The sequence below is a fragment of the Streptococcus sp. CL9.43 genome (assembly GCF_049737935.1).
GTDB classification, from domain to species: Bacteria; Bacillota; Bacilli; order Lactobacillales; family Streptococcaceae; genus Streptococcus; species Streptococcus infantis_I.
The window spans coordinates 40,899-60,196 of the sequence record NZ_JBKOTS010000004.1 but is presented as its reverse complement, the minus strand read 5'-3'; the positions used below and the strand labels follow the sequence as shown (position 1 = coordinate 60,196).

At 40.1% G+C, this 19,298-nt stretch carries 15 protein-coding genes; 4 read left to right on the top strand and 11 right to left on the bottom strand.

All coding sequences use genetic code 11. The features are described 5' to 3' along the window. Positions 1-109: 109 nt before the first annotated feature. The gene (locus tag ACLNCS_RS07205) at positions 110-1,390 is read right to left on the bottom strand and encodes a glycoside hydrolase family 125 protein (RefSeq protein WP_424848004.1); all 1,281 of its coding nucleotides are present in this window, start codon (positions 1,388-1,390) and stop codon (positions 110-112) included. A 172-nt stretch (positions 1,391-1,562) separates the two neighbouring features. Here ACLNCS_RS07205 and ACLNCS_RS07200 point away from each other — a divergent pair, with 172 nt between their 5' ends. Further along, positions 1,563-3,647, top strand: coding sequence for a GH92 family glycosyl hydrolase (locus ACLNCS_RS07200; RefSeq protein ID WP_414312420.1), 2,085 nt, complete (start codon positions 1,563-1,565; stop codon positions 3,645-3,647). Positions 3,648-4,076: 429 nt separating this feature from the next. Next, positions 4,077-5,525 carry an APC family permease gene (locus ACLNCS_RS07195; RefSeq protein ID WP_004250998.1) on the top strand — a complete coding sequence of 483 codons (1,449 nt, stop codon included), beginning with the start codon at positions 4,077-4,079 and terminating at the stop codon, positions 5,523-5,525. Positions 5,526-5,631: 106 nt separating this feature from the next. On the opposite strand, the gene polA is transcribed toward ACLNCS_RS07195, so the two are convergent. The 9 genes from polA to ACLNCS_RS07150 form a co-directional block, all read right to left on the bottom strand. Then, entirely contained in the window at positions 5,632-8,265 is a 2,634-nt protein-coding gene (gene polA, locus ACLNCS_RS07190) for a DNA polymerase I (RefSeq protein ID WP_004250997.1), read from the bottom strand. Positions 8,266-8,322: 57 nt separating this feature from the next. Next, positions 8,323-9,450, bottom strand: a complete 1,128-nt coding sequence (locus ACLNCS_RS07185; RefSeq protein WP_004250995.1) for an SH3 domain-containing protein — start codon at positions 9,448-9,450, stop codon at positions 8,323-8,325. Between the two features lie 94 nt (positions 9,451-9,544). After that, positions 9,545-9,811: a Veg family protein gene (locus ACLNCS_RS07180; RefSeq protein ID WP_004250994.1), complete on the bottom strand. Its 267-nt coding sequence runs from the start codon at positions 9,809-9,811 to the stop codon at positions 9,545-9,547. Beyond that, positions 9,808-11,166 carry a replicative DNA helicase gene (gene dnaB / locus ACLNCS_RS07175; RefSeq protein ID WP_004250992.1) on the bottom strand — a complete coding sequence of 453 codons (1,359 nt, stop codon included), beginning with the start codon at positions 11,164-11,166 and terminating at the stop codon, positions 9,808-9,810. The genes ACLNCS_RS07180 and dnaB overlap by 4 nt, the downstream gene beginning before the upstream one ends. A 42-nt stretch (positions 11,167-11,208) precedes the next feature. After that, positions 11,209-11,661, bottom strand: coding sequence for a 50S ribosomal protein L9 (rplI, locus tag ACLNCS_RS07170; RefSeq protein ID WP_004250991.1), 453 nt, complete (start codon positions 11,659-11,661; stop codon positions 11,209-11,211). After that, on the bottom strand, positions 11,658-13,505 hold the full coding sequence (locus ACLNCS_RS07165; RefSeq protein WP_424847999.1) for a DHH family phosphoesterase: 1,848 nt from the start codon (positions 13,503-13,505) through the stop codon (positions 11,658-11,660). The genes rplI and ACLNCS_RS07165 overlap by 4 nt, the downstream gene beginning before the upstream one ends. A 278-nt stretch (positions 13,506-13,783) precedes the next feature. Next, positions 13,784-14,332, bottom strand: coding sequence for a ribosome hibernation-promoting factor, HPF/YfiA family (gene hpf, locus ACLNCS_RS07160; protein ID WP_004250989.1), 549 nt, complete (start codon positions 14,330-14,332; stop codon positions 13,784-13,786). A gap of 79 nt (positions 14,333-14,411) precedes the next feature. Beyond that, the gene (locus tag ACLNCS_RS07155; RefSeq protein ID WP_004250987.1) at positions 14,412-15,074 is read right to left on the bottom strand and encodes a ComF family protein; all 663 of its coding nucleotides are present in this window, start codon (positions 15,072-15,074) and stop codon (positions 14,412-14,414) included. Beyond that, a complete protein-coding gene (locus ACLNCS_RS07150; RefSeq protein WP_025170528.1) occupies positions 15,071-16,369 on the bottom strand; it encodes a DEAD/DEAH box helicase in 1,299 nt (432 codons plus the stop codon). The genes ACLNCS_RS07155 and ACLNCS_RS07150 overlap by 4 nt, the downstream gene beginning before the upstream one ends. 55 nt (positions 16,370-16,424) lie before the next feature. On the opposite strand from ACLNCS_RS07150, the gene ACLNCS_RS07145 reads away from it, so the two are divergent. Next, a complete protein-coding gene (locus tag ACLNCS_RS07145; protein WP_004250985.1) occupies positions 16,425-17,060 on the top strand; it encodes a YigZ family protein in 636 nt (211 codons plus the stop codon). Between the two features lie 155 nt (positions 17,061-17,215). Further along, positions 17,216-18,142: a cysteine synthase A gene (gene cysK, locus ACLNCS_RS07140; protein WP_004250984.1), complete on the top strand. Its 927-nt coding sequence runs from the start codon at positions 17,216-17,218 to the stop codon at positions 18,140-18,142. An 87-nt stretch (positions 18,143-18,229) separates the two neighbouring features. On the opposite strand, the gene tsf is transcribed toward cysK, so the two are convergent. Beyond that, positions 18,230-19,270, bottom strand: a complete 1,041-nt coding sequence (tsf, locus tag ACLNCS_RS07135) for a translation elongation factor Ts (protein WP_004250982.1) — start codon at positions 19,268-19,270, stop codon at positions 18,230-18,232. Between the last annotated feature and the right edge of the window lie 28 nt (positions 19,271-19,298).

Here is a 19,298-nt window from a genome sequence, read left to right as displayed (position 1 = left end):
CAGGTTGCTCAAAGCACTGCTTTGAGGTTGTAGATAGAACTGACGAAGTCAGTAACATATATACGGCAAGGTGAAGCTGACGTGGTTTGAATTTGATTTTCGAAGAGTATTAGCGAATATCTAGGTAATCCAAGACCAATTCGCAGAACATCATGTTGGCCCAAGAGAACCATTCACGAGAGTAGAGAGTCGGATCATCTACGTGGAAGCTTTCGTGCATAACCCCTGTTCCGCCATCACAGGCAACTAGTTGGTCTAGCAAGTATTTTTTCTCAGCTTTATCTGTAGCTGTTAAGCCTTGGATAGATAGGGCAATCGGCCAGATATAACGATAGAAGGTATGAGAGCTTCCGAGACCGCTAGCGTATTCTCCTTGGTAGAAGTAGGGATTTTCAGGGCTGAGAATGGTGCGACGAGTTGCTTGATACACTTCGTCATTGACATCACAGTAACCAAGATATGGAGCAGCTAACAAACTTGGTACGTTAGGGTCGTCCATGATGCTGGCATTTCCTAAACCGTCTACTTCAAAGGCATAGATCTTCTCGCCCTTGCTGTTAGTCGTGTAGGCGTAATTTTCGATCCCTTCTTGTATTTCAGCTTGCAGGCGTTTTGCATCTGCAATGATACTCTCACTATCAGCTAGATTCAATGTAGCAAAAATTTCCTGGACATATCCCAAAACAACCACCGCAAACATATTTGATGGAATCAAGTAGCTATACTGACAGCAGTCATCACTCGGACGAAAGGCTGACCAGGTCATCCCTGTCACGGCAAAATTAGGACCAAAACCATCATTTACCAAGGTATCTTCCTTACGATCAGTATCACGAACGAAACGGTATGGTGAGTTATTGTGATCTTGCTCCACCGTCCAGAGATGGAGAATCTCCTTAGTCGCCGTAACAAAAGTTTCATCAAACTGGCTAGTCTCACCAGTTTCCTTCCAAAGAAGGTAAGCCAATTGCAAGGGATAGCAAAGCGAATCTACTTCATACTTGCGTTCCCAAATCCAGCCATTGAGGTCTGTATGGTCTGTCTCGTGATGACCCTTCCAGTTCTCCTCAATATTGAAAGAGTTGGCATAGGGATCCTTGAGAATCAAAGTCATCTGGCGTTTAACCAAACCAGCAATGGTCTGGCGCAAACGAGGGTCTCTTTTTGCCACATGAAGGTATGGTCTAAGCTGAGCAGTCGAGTCCCGAAGCCACATAGCTGGGATATCCCCAGTTAGTACAAAGGTCGAGCCGTCTTCTAAGATTTCAACTGTATTGTCTAAAGTGTCTGTGTAGCAACGTTCAAAGACATCCACCCATTCAGGATGTTCCTTGGCTCTCTCCGCTACCTCATCTAGCCACTCTCTGACGATTTCTTTAGAATAAACCATAAACTATTTTGCCTCTTTCAAACAGATTTTCATTTTCAGTATATAGCTTTTAGCCCAGAAAATATATACACAAATGTTAGTCATTATTCTACAAAATTGTTATATTTTGAAGTCATTTTCTAAAAGTATCCTTTTTCTGATATAATGTAGAAAACTACAGAAGGAAATCGCTATGAAACCTATACTTGAAACCATAGATACCCGATTTGGCACCGCGAGCAAGCATGTCTTTTCTCGGGGAAATACCCTACCATACACTGGAGTGCCTTTTGGGATGAATTACTTTGTTCCACAAACGAGTGACCAGGAAGGGTCTTGGTTTTTTGATCCCCATCTTCCCATATTTCAGGGTGTTCGACTAACCCATCAGCCTAGCCCTTGGATTGGTGATTATTCTTGGTTACTACTGACGCCTGTTACAGGAGAAATCAGTGGCGACACCCTCTTCCATCGTCAGTCTTCTTATAACCTTGATCGTGCTATTTTCAATCCCCATTATCTCAGAATTTTTTCTGAGCGTTATCAGATTGAAACCCAACTCACACCTACTTGCTATGGGGCTTCTATTCAACTAAGACAGATACAAGGCAAGAAGCTCTCACTCTATCTGCATGCAACTGATGATTTATCATTAGAGCAAGTAAATGAGCGTACTGTCAGCCTTGGTCAAAGCGGATTAACCGAAACCAACAAAAGTCCCCTCGTCATGTTTACTGCTCTCGCATTCTCTACGGATATTCTATCTATCAATCAAGTGGGGCAAGACTGGCGTATTGACTTGGCTGGAGCAGAAGCTCTAGTTCAACTAGCTACTTCTTTTATTTCTAAAGAACAGGCCCTCTTTAATCTGCCTAGAAAAGACTTTGAAGAAACGAAGTCAGAGGCTAAAGCAAGTTGGGAAGACCTTCTAGGCCGTTTTGATGTCGTGGAAACTGGCTCTGTAGACCGAACATTTTTTGATCACTGTCTTTATAGACTCTTGCTTTTCCCACAAACCTTCTATGAGGTAAATGAGCAAGGCGAGAATATTCATATAGACCTTGCTTCAGGGACTATCAAACCAGGGCTATTCTTTACCAACAATGGTTTTTGGGATACCTTCCGCACTTCATTCCCACTCTTTGCCTTGATTATTCCAGAGCACTATCGTCAGTTTCTTGAAGGCTTCCTCAATAGCTATAGAGATACCGGGTATCTCCCTAAGTGGCTGGCTCCTGACGAAAGAGGAATGATGCCTGGGACTTTGATTGATGGCCTTCTTGCAGATAGTGCTTGCAAAGATATGACACCTGAGTTTGAAGAAGAATTTCTCAAAGCCATGATTGAAACTGCGACCAAGGCAGATCCAAAAGCTATCAACGGGCGGCACGGTCTAAGCCAATACCAAGAACTGGGCTATTTATCCACAGACTACCACGAAAGTGTCAGTCATACGCTAGATTATGCTTACAGCGATTTTTGTATCTCTACTTGTGCAGAAAAATTAGGTCAAGAAAAGCTGGCTCAAACCTATGCTCAATATTCTAAAAACTATCAGAATCTATTTGACTCTGAGACGGGTTACATGAGGGCGCGTGATGTAGATGGCAACTTCCGTCCTGACTTTTCTCCCTATAGTTGGGGTCGTGACTACGCTGAGTGCTCAGCTATTCAAGCCAGTCTGGGTGTCTTACATGACATTTCTGGACTTAGCCAACTAATGGGTGGAAAAGAAGCCTTTAGCAACTATCTTTTGAAAGCTTGTCAAAGTCTCCCACTTTTTGAAACGACGGGCTATGGATATGAAATTCATGAGATGAGCGAGATGGCAACAGCGCCATTTGGTCAACTAGCCATTTCAAACCAACCAAGCTTCCACATCCCTTATCTTTTCCGCTACAGTAGTTATCCCCAATATACCAGTCTCTTAATCAAGACCCTCCGTCAAAAAGCCTTCCGAGCTAGCTGGGATGCTTATCCGGGCGATGAGGATAATGGTAGTCTTTCAGCTTGGTATGTATGGTCTGCTCTCGGACTTTACCCAACCTGCCCAGGAAAAGCAAGCTATGATCTTGGAATTCCACTCTTTGACCACCTTCGTGTCTATCTGGCAGAAACAAATCAGTGGTTGGATGTTCATACTCAACAAAATTATGAACACTTCCACTTTGTCCAAGACTGTCAACTGGACGGAAAAGAAAAACAAAGTATCAGCCATCAGGAACTGCTCAATGCTAAGACTCTTGACTTTACCCTCAGCTGGTTACCGAAGCACTAATAGATCAAATCCCTTTGTCATGCACAAAGGGGTTTTCTTATCCATATAAAGTTATCCACAAACTGTGAAAAACTCTCCAACTGTTCTTTGGAAAAAATTTTCAAGTTTTTCCAAAATATCTTTCCAACCTAAGTATCTATGATCTGCAATAGAAATGCTGTTAGAATCCTTGTCTAATTAGGCTTTATACCAGATCCTCCTCTCTTATAATTCCTAAATTTCTTGTCCCCTTTACAAACGATAACTATAAAAATATTTTTGATAGGATGGTGTCAAGTTATCCACAGTTTGTGGATAATCCTTTTCTAAACCAACAAGCCCTATTCCCTATCTGTTAGCTAGCTTTTACTTTTTTATAGTAAATTTCAAATTTTGTTAGGCGCTTTCAAAAAATCATGATATACTGAAATTATCAGAAAAGGAGACATTATGAAAAAAGATCAACACCAACTTAATTGGCTGATGGTTTCTCTAATTGCTTTCAACATGGTTTGGGGGCTAGGAAACGTCGTCAACAACTATTCTCAACAGGGAATTTCAGTAGTCGTATCTTGGGTTTTAATCCTCGCACTCTACTTTATCCCATATTCACTCATCGTCGGACAACTAGGTTCTACCTTCAAGGAAAGCGGAAGCGGTGTTAGCGACTGGGTTGAAAAAACATCAACCAAACGCCTCGCCTACTTTGCCGCTTGGACCTACTGGGTTGTGCACATCCCTTATCTCGCACAAAAACCTCAAGGAATCCTGATTCCGCTTGGATGGGCCTTGCAGGGTAACGGACAATTTCTAAAACAAATCGATATCCACTGGATTGTTATTCTCTGCTTGCTAATCTTTGGACTTTTCCTCTATCTTTCTACAAAAGGATTGACAACACTGAAAGTCATCGGTAGCTTGGCAGGAAGTGCCATGTTGATTATGTCTATACTCTTTGTGCTTTTGGCTGTCGGTCTGCCTTTCATTAAGCCAGACATCCAGTTTGCGACACCACATATGGATCAACTGAGTACCTACATTCCAAACTTTGATTTTTCTTATTTTACAACCATCTCACTACTGGTCTTTGCCGTTGGTGGTTGTGAAAAAATTTCCCCTTATGTGAATCAAACTCGCAATCCTGCAAAAGAATTTCCAAAAGGTATGATTGTCATGGCCATCATGGTAGGACTCTCTGCTATCCTTGGTTCAGTTGCCATGGGAATGCTATTTGATGGTAATAACATCCCTGAAGACCTCATGCGTAATGGTGCTTATCAAGCCTTCCAAATGTTAGGAAATTCTTGGGGAGTTGGAAATCTTTTCGTTGTGATTTACGCTCTTACAAATATGGTCGGACAAATTGCTGCGCTTGCCTTTTCTATTGACGCACCATTACAAATCCTACTCAATAATGCTGACGAAAACTACATCCCAAGCTGGCTTCGTAAACGTACTGAAAAAGGTGTCCTCATTAACGGTTACCTCCTTACAGGTGTCCTCGTTAGCCTTATCATCATCCTTCCAATTTTTGGTATCCAAGAAATTGATGGACTTGTAAAATGGATGACCAACCTCAATTCTATCGTAATGCCAATGCGTTATCTCTGGGTATTCCTTGCCTACATGATGCTTAATCGCGCTTGGAAAACATACAAAAATGCCGAATACAAGTTTGTGAACAATCCTAAGCTTGGCTTTGTAATCGGTACTTGGTGCTTCCTCTTCACTGCCTTTGCTTGTATCCTGGGTATGGTTCCAAAAATTAGCTATGCTGAGAATCCAACTGCTTGGCAATTCTCTCTTCTTACAAACATCTTGACCCCAATTATTCTGATTGGTTTAGGTGTTATTCTACCAATCCTTGCAAAAAAAGAACAAAAGAAACAAATCAAATAAATCCTACTATTAGCTAGATAGTATCACTTTTGTCTTTTCCTGAAAGAAAAATCCCCTTTGAACCATAATGTTCAAGGGGATTTCTTTTTTGTCTGATAGGCTATCTCTACTTAGCCTCATACCAAGTCACGCCTTCATTTTCATCAGCAATCAGGGGCACACTGAGTTGAATGGCTTCTTCCATGGTTTGTTTGACAAGTTTTTTAATAGATGCCAATTCTGACTTAGGCACTTCAAGAACAATTTCATCGTGTACTTGTAACAGCATCTTAGTTTGATAACGACCTGCTACCAAGGCTTTATCTAGCTGAATCATGGCAATTTTGAGAATATCTGCAGCCGATCCTTGAATAGGTGAGTTGATAGCTGTACGCTCTGCAAAACCACGAATGTTAAAGTTACGCGAATTGATATCTGGTAACTCACGACGACGTTTGAAGAGAGTCTCCACATAACCCTTATCACGCGCCTCACGAACCACTTCATCCATGTAGTTTTTAATACCTGGGAAGCGTTCAAAGTAAGTGTCGATGTATGCCTTAGCCTCTTTACGGCTGATACCTAGGTTATTGGATAAACCAAAGTCTGAAATTCCGTAAACCACTCCAAAGTTGACAGCCTTGGCATTGCGACGGTCGTTTGGAGTCACATCCTCAGGACGTTCAATTCCAAAGACACGCATGGCTGTCGAGGTATGGATATCAGCTCCTTCTTGGAAGGCCTTGATTAAGTGCTCATCTTTAGAGATATGTGCCAAAACTCGCAACTCAATCTGTGAATAGTCCGAGCTGAGAAGGACACTATCCTCCCACTCTGGCACGAAAGCCTTACGAATGAGGCGGCCTTGTTCCAAGCGAACAGGAATATTTTGCAAGTTTGGATCCACACTAGACAGACGCCCTGTCTGAGTCAAATCCTGCACATAGCGCGTGTGAATCTTGCCATCCGCTAAAATCCAATCCTGTAAACCAATCACATAAGTCGATTGAATCTTAGCAATTTGACGATAATCTAAAATTTTCTTGACGATTGGGGCAATAGGAGCTAGGCGCTCTAACACATCCACTGCTGTTGAATAACCTGTCTTGGTTTTCTTGGTGTATTCTATAGGGAGACCTAGCTTTTCAAAAAGTAGTTCGCCCAACTGCTTAGGCGAGTTGATGTTAAACTCCTCACCAGCCAATTCATAAATCTCTTGAGTTAGCTTTTCAATGACAAGCTCATTTTCAGCTTGCATCTCAAGCAAGGTTTCTTTTTTGACCTTGATTCCAGCGATTTCCATCTTAGCAAGGACAAAAGCCAGAGGTTGCTCCATATCATAGAGGAGGTCCAATTGTCCGTTTTCACTTAATTTTTCAAGTAAAACAGGCTCTGTCTCAACTAATACAGCAACCTTACGAGCCAAGTGCTCCAAGAAGGTTTCTCTCTCAGGGATAGCTTTCTTGACACCCTTACCATAGAAGGTTTCATCATCGACTAGGTAAGTTTGACCATAAAGACTAGCAATGGTTGAAATTTCATTATTCTCTACAGTAGAGAGAAGGTATTTGGCCAAGCGACTGTCAAAAGCAGGAGCCTGCAAGTCCAAACCAAAGCGATTTAAGAGAACTTTAGCTTTCTTACAGTCATATACTTTCAGAGGTGTTTTTTCTAGAAATTCCTTAAGAATCGAATCCTGCAGAAGTTCCAGCTTATCTGTAGCATAGAGTTTGTCTCCGCATGACCAAGCAAAACCAATCAATTCATCTGTATGGTAGTTTTCACCAAAAAGTTCAAAGTGGAAGATAGAGTCGGCACTCAGCATATCTTCAGTCACTTTGTCCACCATGGTGAAATTCAAAGTCTCAGCTTGATTCGCCTGAGAAGCATTCAAGGCTTGTTTGAGCTGCTTAAAGCCCATCTCATCGTAGAACTTCCCAAGGTTTTCCACATTTGGTCCACTATAGACCAAATCATCTAGACCTATCTCAATTGGCGCTTTCGTGTCGATGGTCGCTAGTGTTTTAGACAGAAAGGCTTGTTCCTTGTCATTGACAAGATTTTCCTTCATCTTGGAAGCCTTCATGCCATCGATATTTTCATAAATACCTTCCAGCGAGCCATATTCTAACAAGAGCTTGATCCCAGTCTTTTCACCAATCTTGGTCACCCCAGGGATATTATCAGACTTATCCCCCATCAGGGCCTTGAGGTCTATAAACTGAGCTGGTGTGAGTCCCATCTTTTCCATGAGGTATTCTGGTGTAAAGGCCTCAAACTCAGCCACACCTTTCTTGGAAATCTCGACCACCGTACGTTCATCCGTCAGCTGAATCAAGTCCTTGTCCCCGCTAACGATTGTTACATCAAAAGATTCCTTTTCAGCCAAGCGACCAAGAGTTCCAATGATATCATCCGCCTCATACTGAGTCAACTCATAATGGCGAATCCCAAGATGGTCTAGCAACTCACGAATGAAGGGAAATTGCTCACGAAACTCATCTGGAGTCTTCGCACGACCACCCTTATAATCTGCATACATCTCTGTACGGAAAGTCGTTTTCCCCGCATCAAAAGCAACCAAAATATGACTCGGTTGGACACGCTCCAGTAGGTGATTTAGCATCAGATGAAATCCGTAGATTGCATTGGTATGTAGTCCATTGTCATTTTTAAAACGATCCAGTTGCTGGTAAAGTGCAAAAAATGCCCGGAAAGCAACTGAAGATCCATCAATCAATAATAATTTTTTCTTGTCCATACACCCATTATAAAGGAAAGCAGGGAAAAATACCATTGCTAAGAGTTAGATTATCGGTCAAGGCTTATTGGGATTTTTTTCAACTCGCGCACCATTGCTATCAACTTGGAAACCATCGATAGTCGTATCTACTGCCAATTCTCCAGATGCGTTCACGTAATAATATTTCCCTGAAACCTGGAACCACTGACTAGCTTTCATAGCACCCGAGCTTTCGAGATAATACCAAATGCCCTTATCCTTCAACCATCCTGTCTGCATTTCTCCAGATGATTTCAAGTAGTACCACTTGGAACCGTCTTTTAGCCAACCTGTTCTCATTGAACCATTAGTTTGGAAATAGTACCAACTGCCGTTTATCTTTTTCCATCCAAGTGCGACTTTGCCATTTTCATAGTAGTACCAGACTGTTCCCTGTTTTTCCCATCCATTCTTCGAGGTTACCGTTTTAATTAAGGGGATATAACGTCTGTTCCCACTTCTTGAAATATAACTAATCCATCTATAGCCATCCTTTTCAAGAGTTTGATCATAATGAACACTCATTCCAGGTTCGTAGTAATCAATAATAGTAGATGTCAATGATGGCTGATTCATAATAGCTACTTTTTCTGTAAAGTAATGAGTTCCACTAGAAGATAGTACAGATTGATGATCCCCTACACTAGCATTCCCCACATCTTTAAAATGAATGAAACCAGTCATAGAACTTGCTTTTACTATCCTACGATAATACGTTTCTGTATAATCGTAATTGTACTCCTCGATTTCAACCATGTCTCCAATCACGTTAGAAACCCAAGCTACGTGGCCATGTGTTCCCCTCGTACTCCAAGCAATAGCTCCAATCGCTGGTCTCTGATCTACACGATATCCTTCTTTTTGAGCACGGTATCCCCATTCCTTCGCATGCCCATAAGCAGCTGGTAGTTCAAATCCATTAACACTACTTAAACGAAAGGCAGCGAAAGAGGTACACTGTCTGGAGTATAGACGCCATTTATCGATTTCTTGACTTCCATTTTTATAATAATAAGGATAATCATCTCCACGTGCCAGTGAGCCATTGTTTGCCTGATTGGCATGAACAGCTCCTCCACCAAACAAAAAAGTACCTGCTAACAGTAGGGAAGCTGTACCCACTGTCGTTCTCTTAAGAAAAGTTCCCTTTTTACTATATGTCATTCATTCTCCTTCGAATAGATAAATTTTTGAGGTTGACCTCATTTATATCATTCGAAAGAAAAAGAAAAAAGTGAGAAAACTCCCACTTTCAACCTTAATCCAAATAGTGAATCAAATTCTTTTCCGTTAAAATATCAGAATAGGTGAAGGATTCAACGTAGACGTTGGCCTGTTTGTCTCCTTCTACATCCCCAAATTCAACGATAAAGAGCGATGGATAAACTTCAATAAGTCTTCCCAAGCGATTCTTTTGGCGTTTACGACCGTTTTCTAAAGTCATTTCCACGACTTGTCCTTCATGCGCCTTGATTTCTTCTTTGATTTTTTTCATCTTGGCTACATCTGTAAATGCATCTGTCATCTTTGTTCCTCTCTCTTCGAAATACTTGAAAACTTGTTATACTCTTTTTGAAAAATCAATTCTACTGTTCCACGCGCACCGCTACGGTTCTTCTCAATAATAACTTCTACCTTGTTATTCGGAAGACCTTCCTCTTCTTCGCCACCACGTTCATAATAGTCATCTCGATAGAGAAAGGCTACGATATCCGCATCCTGCTCGATAGATCCAGACTCACGAATATCTGATAGCACCGGTCTTTTATCTTGACGTTGTTCAACACTACGTGACAGCTGACTTAGCGCGATAACAGGCACCTTCAGTTCCTTAGCCAGAATTTTCAACTGACGTGAAATCTCTGAAACCTCTTGTTGACGGTTCTCACGACCAGTCCCTGTAATTAACTGCAGGTAGTCAATCAAGATCAATCCAAGATTGCCTGTTTCCTGAGACAATTTTCTGGCGCGTGAACGAATCTCCGTAATTCGAATTCCAGGGGTATCGTCAATATAGATACTTGCTTTTGCAAGATTACCTTGAGCAATCGTATATTTGCGCCACTCTTCCTCAGTCAATTGCCCTGTACGGATAGAGTGAGACTCTACTAGTCCTTCGGCTGCCAACATACGGTCGACCAGACTCTCTGCACCCATCTCGAGAGAGAAAATTGCAACGGTCTTGTCTAGCTTGGTTCCAATATTTTGAGCAATATTCAAGGCAAAAGCAGTCTTACCAACCGCAGGACGAGCAGCAAGAATGATTAACTCCTCCTCGTGCAACCCAGTTGTCATATGATCCAAATCTTGATAACCAGTAGCAATCCCTGTAATATCAGAAGTTTGTTGTGAACGAACTTCTAAATTTCCAAAGTTAAGATTTAGGATGTCTCGAATATTTCTAAAACCACTACGATTTGCATTCTCACTGACATCGATCAAACCTTTTTCTGCTCGTGCAATGATTTCATCTACAGGACTAGAAGCCTCATATGCTTGATTGACAGACTCTGTCAACTTAGCAATCAAACGACGAAGCGTGGCTTTCTCTGCTACAATTTTTGCATAGTATTCAGCGTTTGCAGAGGTTGGTACAGAGTTGATAATCTCAACAAGGTAGGACAAGCCACCAATATTTTGCAAATCACCTTGATCATCTAATATCGTACGAACAGTCGTTGCATCAATGGCTTCGCCTCGATCTGACAAATCAACCATGGCCTGAAAAATCAAACGGTGAGCATACTTAAAGAAGTCTCGAGAGTCAATATATTCTCGAACAAATACGAGTTTACTCTCATCGATAAATATAGCTCCCAATACCGATTGTTCTGCCAAAATATCCTGGGGCTGAACTCGTAGTTCCTCTACTTCTGCCATCAGACTTTCCTTCCTTTTACAAAATCATTACTCAAATCTAGCTTAGCCTTCTTTTACACGAAGATTGATGACGCTAGTTACATCCTGATAAATTTTTACAGGTACATCAATCAAACCAACTGCTCGAATTGGAGATTGAACTTGAATATGACGTTTATCAATTTTAATTCCAAATTGTTTTTGGAGCTCTTCCGCAATTTTCTTGCTAGTAATTGAACCAAAAGTTCTTCCATCTGGACCAACTTTTTCAACAAACTCAACAATTGTTTCTTCTGCTTCAAGTTTCGCCTTAATTTCTTGTGCTTCTGCAAGAAGTTGAGCATGTGCTTTTTCTTCAGATTTTTGCTTCCCGCGCAACTCACCAATTGCTTGTGAAGTCGCTTCTTTAGCAAGGTTTTTCTTAATCAAAAAGTTTTGTGCATAACCTGTTGGCACTTCCTTGATTTCGCCTTTTTTTCCTTTGCCTTTTACATCTGCTAAAAAGATTACTTTCATTCTTCTGTCTCCTTTTCTCTAATTTCATTAGAAATAACGGTTTTTAGTTTATCACCTGCTTCTTGCAGAGTCATATCTGTCAGTCGGGCAGCTGCCAGGTTGAAGTGGCCTCCACCTCCCAACTCTTCCATAATCCGTTGCACATTGATCTTACTTCGACTTCGTGCAGAAATGGAAATATCCCCTTGGCTGTTTTTAGCAATGACAAAGCTAGTTTCAATACCTGACATAGCTAACATAGTATCAGCCGCTTTACTAATCACTACAATATCATACTCCTTATCATCCTTGGCCTGAGCTACAAGAATAGAAGGTTGTACGGCCTGTCCTTGCAAGATTAGCTCATTAACCAATCGATACTCTTCAAAGTCAGTCGCCGCAAGTTCTTGAATTACAATACTATCACTACCACGTGTTCTTAGATAACTTGCCACGTCAAAGGTTCGGCTAGTTACACGAGAAGTGAAATTCTTAGTATCCAGCATCATACCGCCCATAAGAACACTAGCTTGGATACGACTTAAGCGTGCTTTCTTAGAGTTTTGGAATTGAATTAACTCTGTTACAAGCTCGCTCGCGCTACTTGCTCCACTCTCAATATAGGTGATAACAGCATTTTCCGGGAAATCCTGATCTCGTCTATGGTGGTCAATAATGATGGTTTGTGTAAACAAATCATAAAACTCTTTTGACAAGGTTAAAGCTGTCTTAGAGTGGTCCACCATCACTAGCAAGGAACGATTAGTGACCATTCCCATAGCTTGAGTTAGAGGGATGAGTTTTGTTACTCCCTCATTCTCTAAAAATTGAATGGCACGATGAATGTCCGGAGACATTTGTTCTGCATCATAGACCACATAACTTTCATCCAAGACGTTACTCGAGAACAATTGCATACCAACAGCAGAGCCTAAAGCATCCATGTCTAAGTTTTTATGACCAACTACGAAGACACGGTCAACACTTCTCAACTTTTCAGAGATTGCCGTCATCATTGCTCTTGTACGTGTTCTTGTTCGCTTAATAGAAGCTGCAGAGCCACCACCAAAATAAATTGGATTTTTCGTCTCATCATTTTCTTTTACAACGACCTGGTCTCCACCTCGAACTTCTGCAAGGTTGAGATTTGATAAAGCAACTTTACCAATACCCTCATGATCGCCATCACCATATGACAAGCCCATACTCATGGTTAAGGCTAAATCTCGCTGCTTAGCTTCTTCACGGAAGGTATCAATTACAGAAAATTTATCCTGCATCAATTGCTCTAATACCGTATAGTCGGTAAATAAGTAAAAACGATCCATGGTCACTCTACGAGAAAACATCTGATACTTTCCAGTAAATTCTGATACAAAATTTGCGACAAAACTATTAATATGACTGATGTCTGATTCAGATGTTTCGTTCTCTAAATCATCATAATTATCTACCGAAATAATACCAATAACAGGGCGACTTGTAACCAATTCTACTGTGGCTTCGTACTCTCCAGAAACGTCAAAAAAGTAGAGCACGCCAGAATTTCTATCTAGATGCACCGCATAACGTTTTTCCCCCACATTTGCATAAATTCCAGGCGAAGATATGGATGTTTTTATAATTTCTTGAAGTTGAGGAAGGTCAATTTCTCCATCTTCCGTTGTCAACATTAACTCTGCGTAGGGATTGAACCACTCAATCTCACTGCTTTCCATGTTTAGCTTGACAACTCCAACAGGCATCTGTTCTAAGAGTGAACTTAAACTATCTTCCGCCTGATGGTTTACGTACTGGATTTGTTCAATTTCTGTTTTTTGATAAGATTTCTTCTGAAAATAAAATAGCAGAAGAAATGCCACCATTAAGAAAAATAAGCATGCTATTGTGACTAGGTTATTTTGAAGAAAAATAACCAATACAGTCATGATTATAAAGGAAATCCCAACAAATAAGTATATAAAAAAGGGATTCATTTCATTTTTTTTCATTACAAACCTCTTGCGCAATATTATACCATATTTGCACTGAAAAAGCGACCTTTAAAGAAGGAATAGCACTTGTGCTCAAATGTAGCATGTAGGAACACAAAAGGTGGTTTACACTAGTGTAAACCACCTTTTTAGTCTAAGCATATTAAGTATTATGATTCTTTCACTTCAAGAAGACCAATATCTCCATCTTCGCGTCGATAAATAACATTTGTAGTTTCATCTTCAACATCGATGTAAATGAAGAAATCATGACCCAATAAGTCCATCTGAAGAAGTGCTTCTTCAAGATCCATTGGTTTTAAATCAATTTGTTTTGAACGAACAACTTTAGGTTGAGCAGCATCTGTCTCTTCTACCAAGGTATCTGTAAATAGTTGGCTAGTAGAAACTTTATTTCTGTTTTTACGTTCAATTTTAGTTTTATTTTTACGGATTTGGCGTTCAATCTTATCTGTCACCAAATCAATAGATCCATACATATCTTGAGAAACGTCTTCTGCACGAAGAGTAATAGATCCAAGTGGAATTGTTACTTCTACCTTAGCAGTCTTTTCACGATACACTTTCAAATTTACACGCGCATCTAATTCTTGATCTGCTTGGAAGTATTTTTCGATCTTTTCGAGTTTAGAAACTACATAATCACGAATTGCTTCAGTTACTTCTAGGTTTTCACCACGGATACTATATTTAATCATATAAGTACCTTCTTTCTAAACATATTTGTTTTTCTATATTTATTATAACGCTTTCATAATCTTTTTGCAATCTTTTTCCTCATCTTACGAGGGAAAATGTTTTAACCTCTTCTGCTCCTGCATTCTCTAGCATACTCTTGACACGGTTAACAGTCGCTCCTGTCGTATAAATATCATCAATCAATAGAATCTTCTTTGGAATCCTACTGTCTTCTTTAATAAAAAACGGAAGTTCCGTGGCCAACCGCTCTGAACGATTTTTAGAAGAACTTGCTTTTTCTTCTCTTTTCCCTAATACATCCAGATGGGAAAATCCTGCCGCTTCTATTAGGCCTGCAACCTGATTAAAACCTCTTTTTGCATACCTCTCAGGGCTTAACGGTATTAAAATAAAATGATAATCCTTGTATTTTTTTAAATTCTCATTTAAAATCATAGCAAAAACTTTTCGGAGAATATAATCGCCATCAAATTTGTAACGATTAAAGAAGTCTTTCATGGCTTGATTATAACTAAAAATCGCTTCATGACTTACTTCAACCCCTTCTTTACACCAAAGTTGACAATCTTGACACGAACTTGACACTCCTTTTTTATGACAATTTGTGCAATGTTCTTCCCCAATCATTTCAAAACTTGAGTAACAAGCTAAACAAAGTGAGCCCTCCTCCTTTTTCAAAAAAAGAAGCTCTCCAAAGGTTAGATTTTTCTTCAAATGTTGGGCACATAGTAAACAAATCATAGGCCTGCCTCCTTGTTCATCAGTTTAATTTCCTTTATAGCATTCTTAATCGAACGATCTAATCCATTATGAAAGAAAATTAGATCTCCTGTAGGTCTATCCATGCTACGACCTACACGTCCTCCAATTTGAATGAGGCTTGATTTTGTAAAAATACGATGGTTTGCTTCTACGACACAGACATCAACACAAGGGAAGGTAACTCCGCGCTCCAATATTGTTGTGCTTATCAATATGGTCAATTCCCTATCCCTAAAAGCTTGAACTTGCTCTAATCTATCTTCAGTAACTGAGGATACGAAACCAATTTTCTCATTTGGAAATTTCTCTTGTAAGATTTCCTTCAACTTCTCTCCCTTTGTAATTTCTGATGCAAATATTAGTAAGGGGTAGCCAGTTCTTCTCTGGTTTTCAACATATCTTTTTAGCTTTGGTGGTAGGCGAAACTTATCCAAACATTTATCCAGATCAGATAGCCAAACCGGTTTGGGAATAATTAAAGGATTTCCATGGAACCGCCTTGGCAGGCTTAGTCGTTTTAGCTCCCCTAAGCGAACCTTCTTATCCAACTCATCTGTAGAAGTTGCAGTGAGAAAAATTCTTAGTCCGTTTTCCTTTACACAATTCTTTACAGCTTTGTAAAGCATCTTGTTGTCAACATAGGGGAATGCATCTACTTCATCTACTATTAGTAAATCAAAAGCGTGATAAAACTTTAATAATTGATGAGTTGTTGCAACAACTAGTGGTGTCCGAAAGTATGGTTCAGACTCACCATGCAGTAAAGCTATTTCACAAGCAAAGTCATTCTGCAATCGCTTATACAATTCCAAACAAACATCTATCCGTGGACTTGCTAGACAAACTGCGCCACCATCATTAATAACTTTCGCAACAACTTTATAAATCATCTCTGTCTTCCCAGCACCAGTCACTGCATGAACTAAAGTCGGTTGCTGGTTCTCTACTGCCTGAAGTAATCCTTCTGATACTTTCTCTTGAAATGGAGTCAATTGTCCCTTCCATTTAAGAACATCTTGTTTAGGAAAATCTTCTTGAGGGAAATAATATAAGGCCTGATCACTCCTAACTCGCTTCATCAACAAACATTCTCGGCAGTAATGAGCATTAATAGGTAGAGACCATTCATCTTGAATCATACTATCACATCGTTGACAGAAGAGTTTCCCCTTCTCTTTTCTCATACTTGGCAGCTTCTCCGCCAGTTGTCGTTCTTCAGGGCTTAATTCTTGTTCTGTAAAAAGTCGGCCTAGATAGTTTGGATTTATTTTCATACTTCTTTATTCGTAAAATCTAGAACTTTAGACTATTTTTTAGTACAATAAAAATATGGAATTTAGAACGATAAAAGAGGACGGACAAGTCCAAGAAGAAATCAAAAAATCACGATTTATTTGTCATGTAAAACGTGTCTGTAGTGAAGAAGAAGCTCGTGCCTTTATCACTGCTATCAAAAAAGAACACTATAAGGCTACCCACAACTGCTCTGCTTTTATTATCGGTGAGCGCAGTGAAATCAAGCGAACCAGTGATGATGGGGAGCCAAGTGGAACTGCTGGTGTACCTATGCTAGGAGTTCTAGAAAATCACAATTTGACCAATGTTTGTGTAGTTGTTACCAGATATTTTGGTGGTATCAAATTGGGAGCAGGAGGTCTTATTCGCGCTTATGCAGGTAGTGTTGCCTTTGCTGTCAAAGAAATTGGAATTGTTGAAATTAAAGAACAAACAGGGATTCAAATTCAAATGAGCTATGCTCAATATCAAGAGTATGGGAATTTTCTTAAAGAACATAATCTTATGGAACTCGAAACCAACTTCACAGATCAAGTTGACACAATTATCTTTGTCGATAAAGAAGATAAAGAGGATACCAGAGCTGCCCTTATAGAATTTTTTAATGGGAAAGTTATCCTAACAGATCAGGGCTTACGAGAAGTTGAAGTCCCTGTAAACCTTGTGTAAAGCACTTTTAAATATCTTCCCTCAATTTTTAGATTTACACTGACTATTTTTCAGATTGTTATAAAAAAATCCTATCGCTTCGATAGGATTTCTATATTTTACAAAAGTTTAAGATAGCGTTATACTAGAAACATCTTATATAAAGAGGTGCTAACATGGCTATTTATAACAATATCACAGAACTTATCGGAAAAACACCGATTGTTAAATTGAATAACATTGTACCAGAAGGTGCAGCAGACGTTTACGTAAAACTAGAAGCTTTTAACCCAGGTTCATCCGTTAAAGACCGCATTGCTCTTAGTATGATTGAAAAAGCAGAACAAGAGGGTAAACTGAAACCAGGCTCTACAATTGTAGAAGCAACAAGTGGGAACACTGGTATCGGTCTTTCATGGGTTGGTGCTGCTAAAGGTTATAAAGTTGTCATTGTTATGCCTGAAACAATGAGTGTTGAACGCCGCAAGATCATCCAAGCTTATGGTGCTGAACTAGTCCTCACTCCCGGTAGCGAAGGAATGAAAGGTGCGATTGCAAAAGCGCAAGAAATTGCTGCTGAACGCGATGGTTTCCTACCATTACAGTTTAATAACCAAGCTAACCCAGAAGTTCACGAAAGAACAACAGGAGCTGAAATTCTAGCTGATTTCGGAGCTGATGGTTTAGATGCCTTTGTTGCTGGTGTTGGTACTGGAGGAACTATTTCTGGTGTCTCTCACGCTCTTAAATCGGCTAATTCAGGCATTCAAGTATTTGCAGTTGAGGCAGACGAGTCAGCAATCTTATCAGGTGAAAAACCAGGACCTCACAAAATTCAAGGTATCTCTGCAGGATTCATCCCAGAAACACTTGATACAGAAGCTTATGATGGTATCGTTCGCGTGACATCAGACAATGCTCTTGCACTTGGTCGCGAAATTGGTGGAAAAGAAGGCTTCTTGGTAGGTATTTCTTCTGCCGCAGCTATCTATGCAGCAATCGAAGTTGCTAAAAAACTAGGGGCAGGTAAAAAAGTCCTTGCGCTTGCACCAGATAACGGAGAACGTTACCTATCTACAGCGCTCTATGAGTTCGAAGTCTAGTCTCCTAAATACACAAAGCCCTTTAACAAGGGCTTTGTAATTTTTTCTATAAGAAAGAGGAAGCAAATCTGCTTCCTCTTTTTATTATTAGTTATTCAAGGCTGCTGCCATTGTAGCTGCAACTTCTGCTTCAAAGTCGTTTGCAGCTTTTTCGATACCTTCACCAACTTCAAAGCGAGCGAACTCAACTACTGAAGCGTTAACTGATTCAAGGTAAGCTTCAACTGTCTTGCTGTCATCCATGATGTAAACTTGTGCAAGAAGTGTGTAAGCTTGGTCAACTTTAGTGTTGTCAAGCATGAAGCGATCCATTTTACCTGGGATGATTTTATCCCAGATTTTTTCTGGTTTACCTTCTGCAGCCAATTCAGCTTTGATAGCTTCTTCAGCTTGAGCGATTACTTCATCAGTCAATTGAGCTTTAGATCCGTATGCCAAGTGTGGAAGAGCTGGTTTACCAACCATAGCACGGCTTTCATTATCTTGGTCGATAACGTGGTTCAATTGTGCCAACTCATCTTTAACAAATTGCTCATCCAATTCTTTGTATGAAAGAACTGTTGGTTTCATAGCAGCGATGTGCATTGAGATTTGTTTAGCAAGTGCTTCATCTCCACCTTCGATTACAGAGATAACACCGATACGTCCACCGTTGTGTTGGTAAGCTCCAAAGTGTTGTGCATCTGTTTTTTCAATCAAAGCAAAGCGACGGAATGAGATTTTTTCTCCGATAGTCGCTGTTGCAGACACATAAGCTGCTTCCAGAGTTTCACCTGAAGGCATTGTCAAAGCAAGAGCTTCTTCGTTGTTAGCTGGTTTTCCTTCAGCGATTGCTTTAGCTGTTGCGTTTACCAACTCAACAAATTGAGCGTTTTTCGCAACGAAGTCAGTTTCAGCATTTACTTCAACAACTGCTGCAACGTTACCGTTCACATAAACACCAGTCAAACCTTCAGCAGCAACACGGTCAGCTTTTTTAGCTGCCTTAGCCATACCTTTTTCGCGAAGCAATTCAATCGCTTTTTCGATATCACCTTCAACTTCGACCAATGCTTTCTTAGCGTCCATGACACCAGCACCAGATTTTTCACGCAACTCTTTAACAAGTTTAGCTGTAATTTCTGCCATTTTGATTCTCCTATATTTTTAAAAAATA

What these genes read in the sequence shown, in the direction of transcription:
- ACLNCS_RS07205 (WP_424848004.1), bottom strand. Translation starts at nt 1,390, where the DNA reads ATGGTTTATTCTAAAGAAATCGTCAGAGAGTGGCTAGATGAGGTAGCG.
- ACLNCS_RS07200 (WP_414312420.1), top strand. Translation starts at nt 1,563, where the DNA reads ATGAAACCTATACTTGAAACCATAGATACCCGATTTGGCACCGCGAGC.
- ACLNCS_RS07195 (WP_004250998.1), top strand. Translation starts at nt 4,077, where the DNA reads ATGAAAAAAGATCAACACCAACTTAATTGGCTGATGGTTTCTCTAATT.
- polA (WP_004250997.1), bottom strand. Translation starts at nt 8,265, where the DNA reads ATGGACAAGAAAAAATTATTATTGATTGATGGATCTTCAGTTGCTTTC.
- ACLNCS_RS07185 (WP_004250995.1), bottom strand. Translation starts at nt 9,450, where the DNA reads ATGACATATAGTAAAAAGGGAACTTTTCTTAAGAGAACGACAGTGGGT.
- ACLNCS_RS07180 (WP_004250994.1), bottom strand. Translation starts at nt 9,811, where the DNA reads ATGACAGATGCATTTACAGATGTAGCCAAGATGAAAAAAATCAAAGAA.
- dnaB (WP_004250992.1), bottom strand. Translation starts at nt 11,166, where the DNA reads ATGGCAGAAGTAGAGGAACTACGAGTTCAGCCCCAGGATATTTTGGCA.
- rplI (WP_004250991.1), bottom strand. Translation starts at nt 11,661, where the DNA reads ATGAAAGTAATCTTTTTAGCAGATGTAAAAGGCAAAGGAAAAAAAGGC.
- ACLNCS_RS07165 (WP_424847999.1), bottom strand. Translation starts at nt 13,505, where the DNA reads ATGGTGGCATTTCTTCTGCTATTTTATTTTCAGAAGAAATCTTATCAA.
- hpf (WP_004250989.1), bottom strand. Translation starts at nt 14,332, where the DNA reads ATGATTAAATATAGTATCCGTGGTGAAAACCTAGAAGTAACTGAAGCA.
- ACLNCS_RS07155 (WP_004250987.1), bottom strand. Translation starts at nt 15,074, where the DNA reads ATGATTTGTTTACTATGTGCCCAACATTTGAAGAAAAATCTAACCTTT.
- ACLNCS_RS07150 (WP_025170528.1), bottom strand. Translation starts at nt 16,369, where the DNA reads ATGAAAATAAATCCAAACTATCTAGGCCGACTTTTTACAGAACAAGAA.
- ACLNCS_RS07145 (WP_004250985.1), top strand. Translation starts at nt 16,425, where the DNA reads ATGGAATTTAGAACGATAAAAGAGGACGGACAAGTCCAAGAAGAAATC.
- cysK (WP_004250984.1), top strand. Translation starts at nt 17,216, where the DNA reads ATGGCTATTTATAACAATATCACAGAACTTATCGGAAAAACACCGATT.
- tsf (WP_004250982.1), bottom strand. Translation starts at nt 19,270, where the DNA reads ATGGCAGAAATTACAGCTAAACTTGTTAAAGAGTTGCGTGAAAAATCT.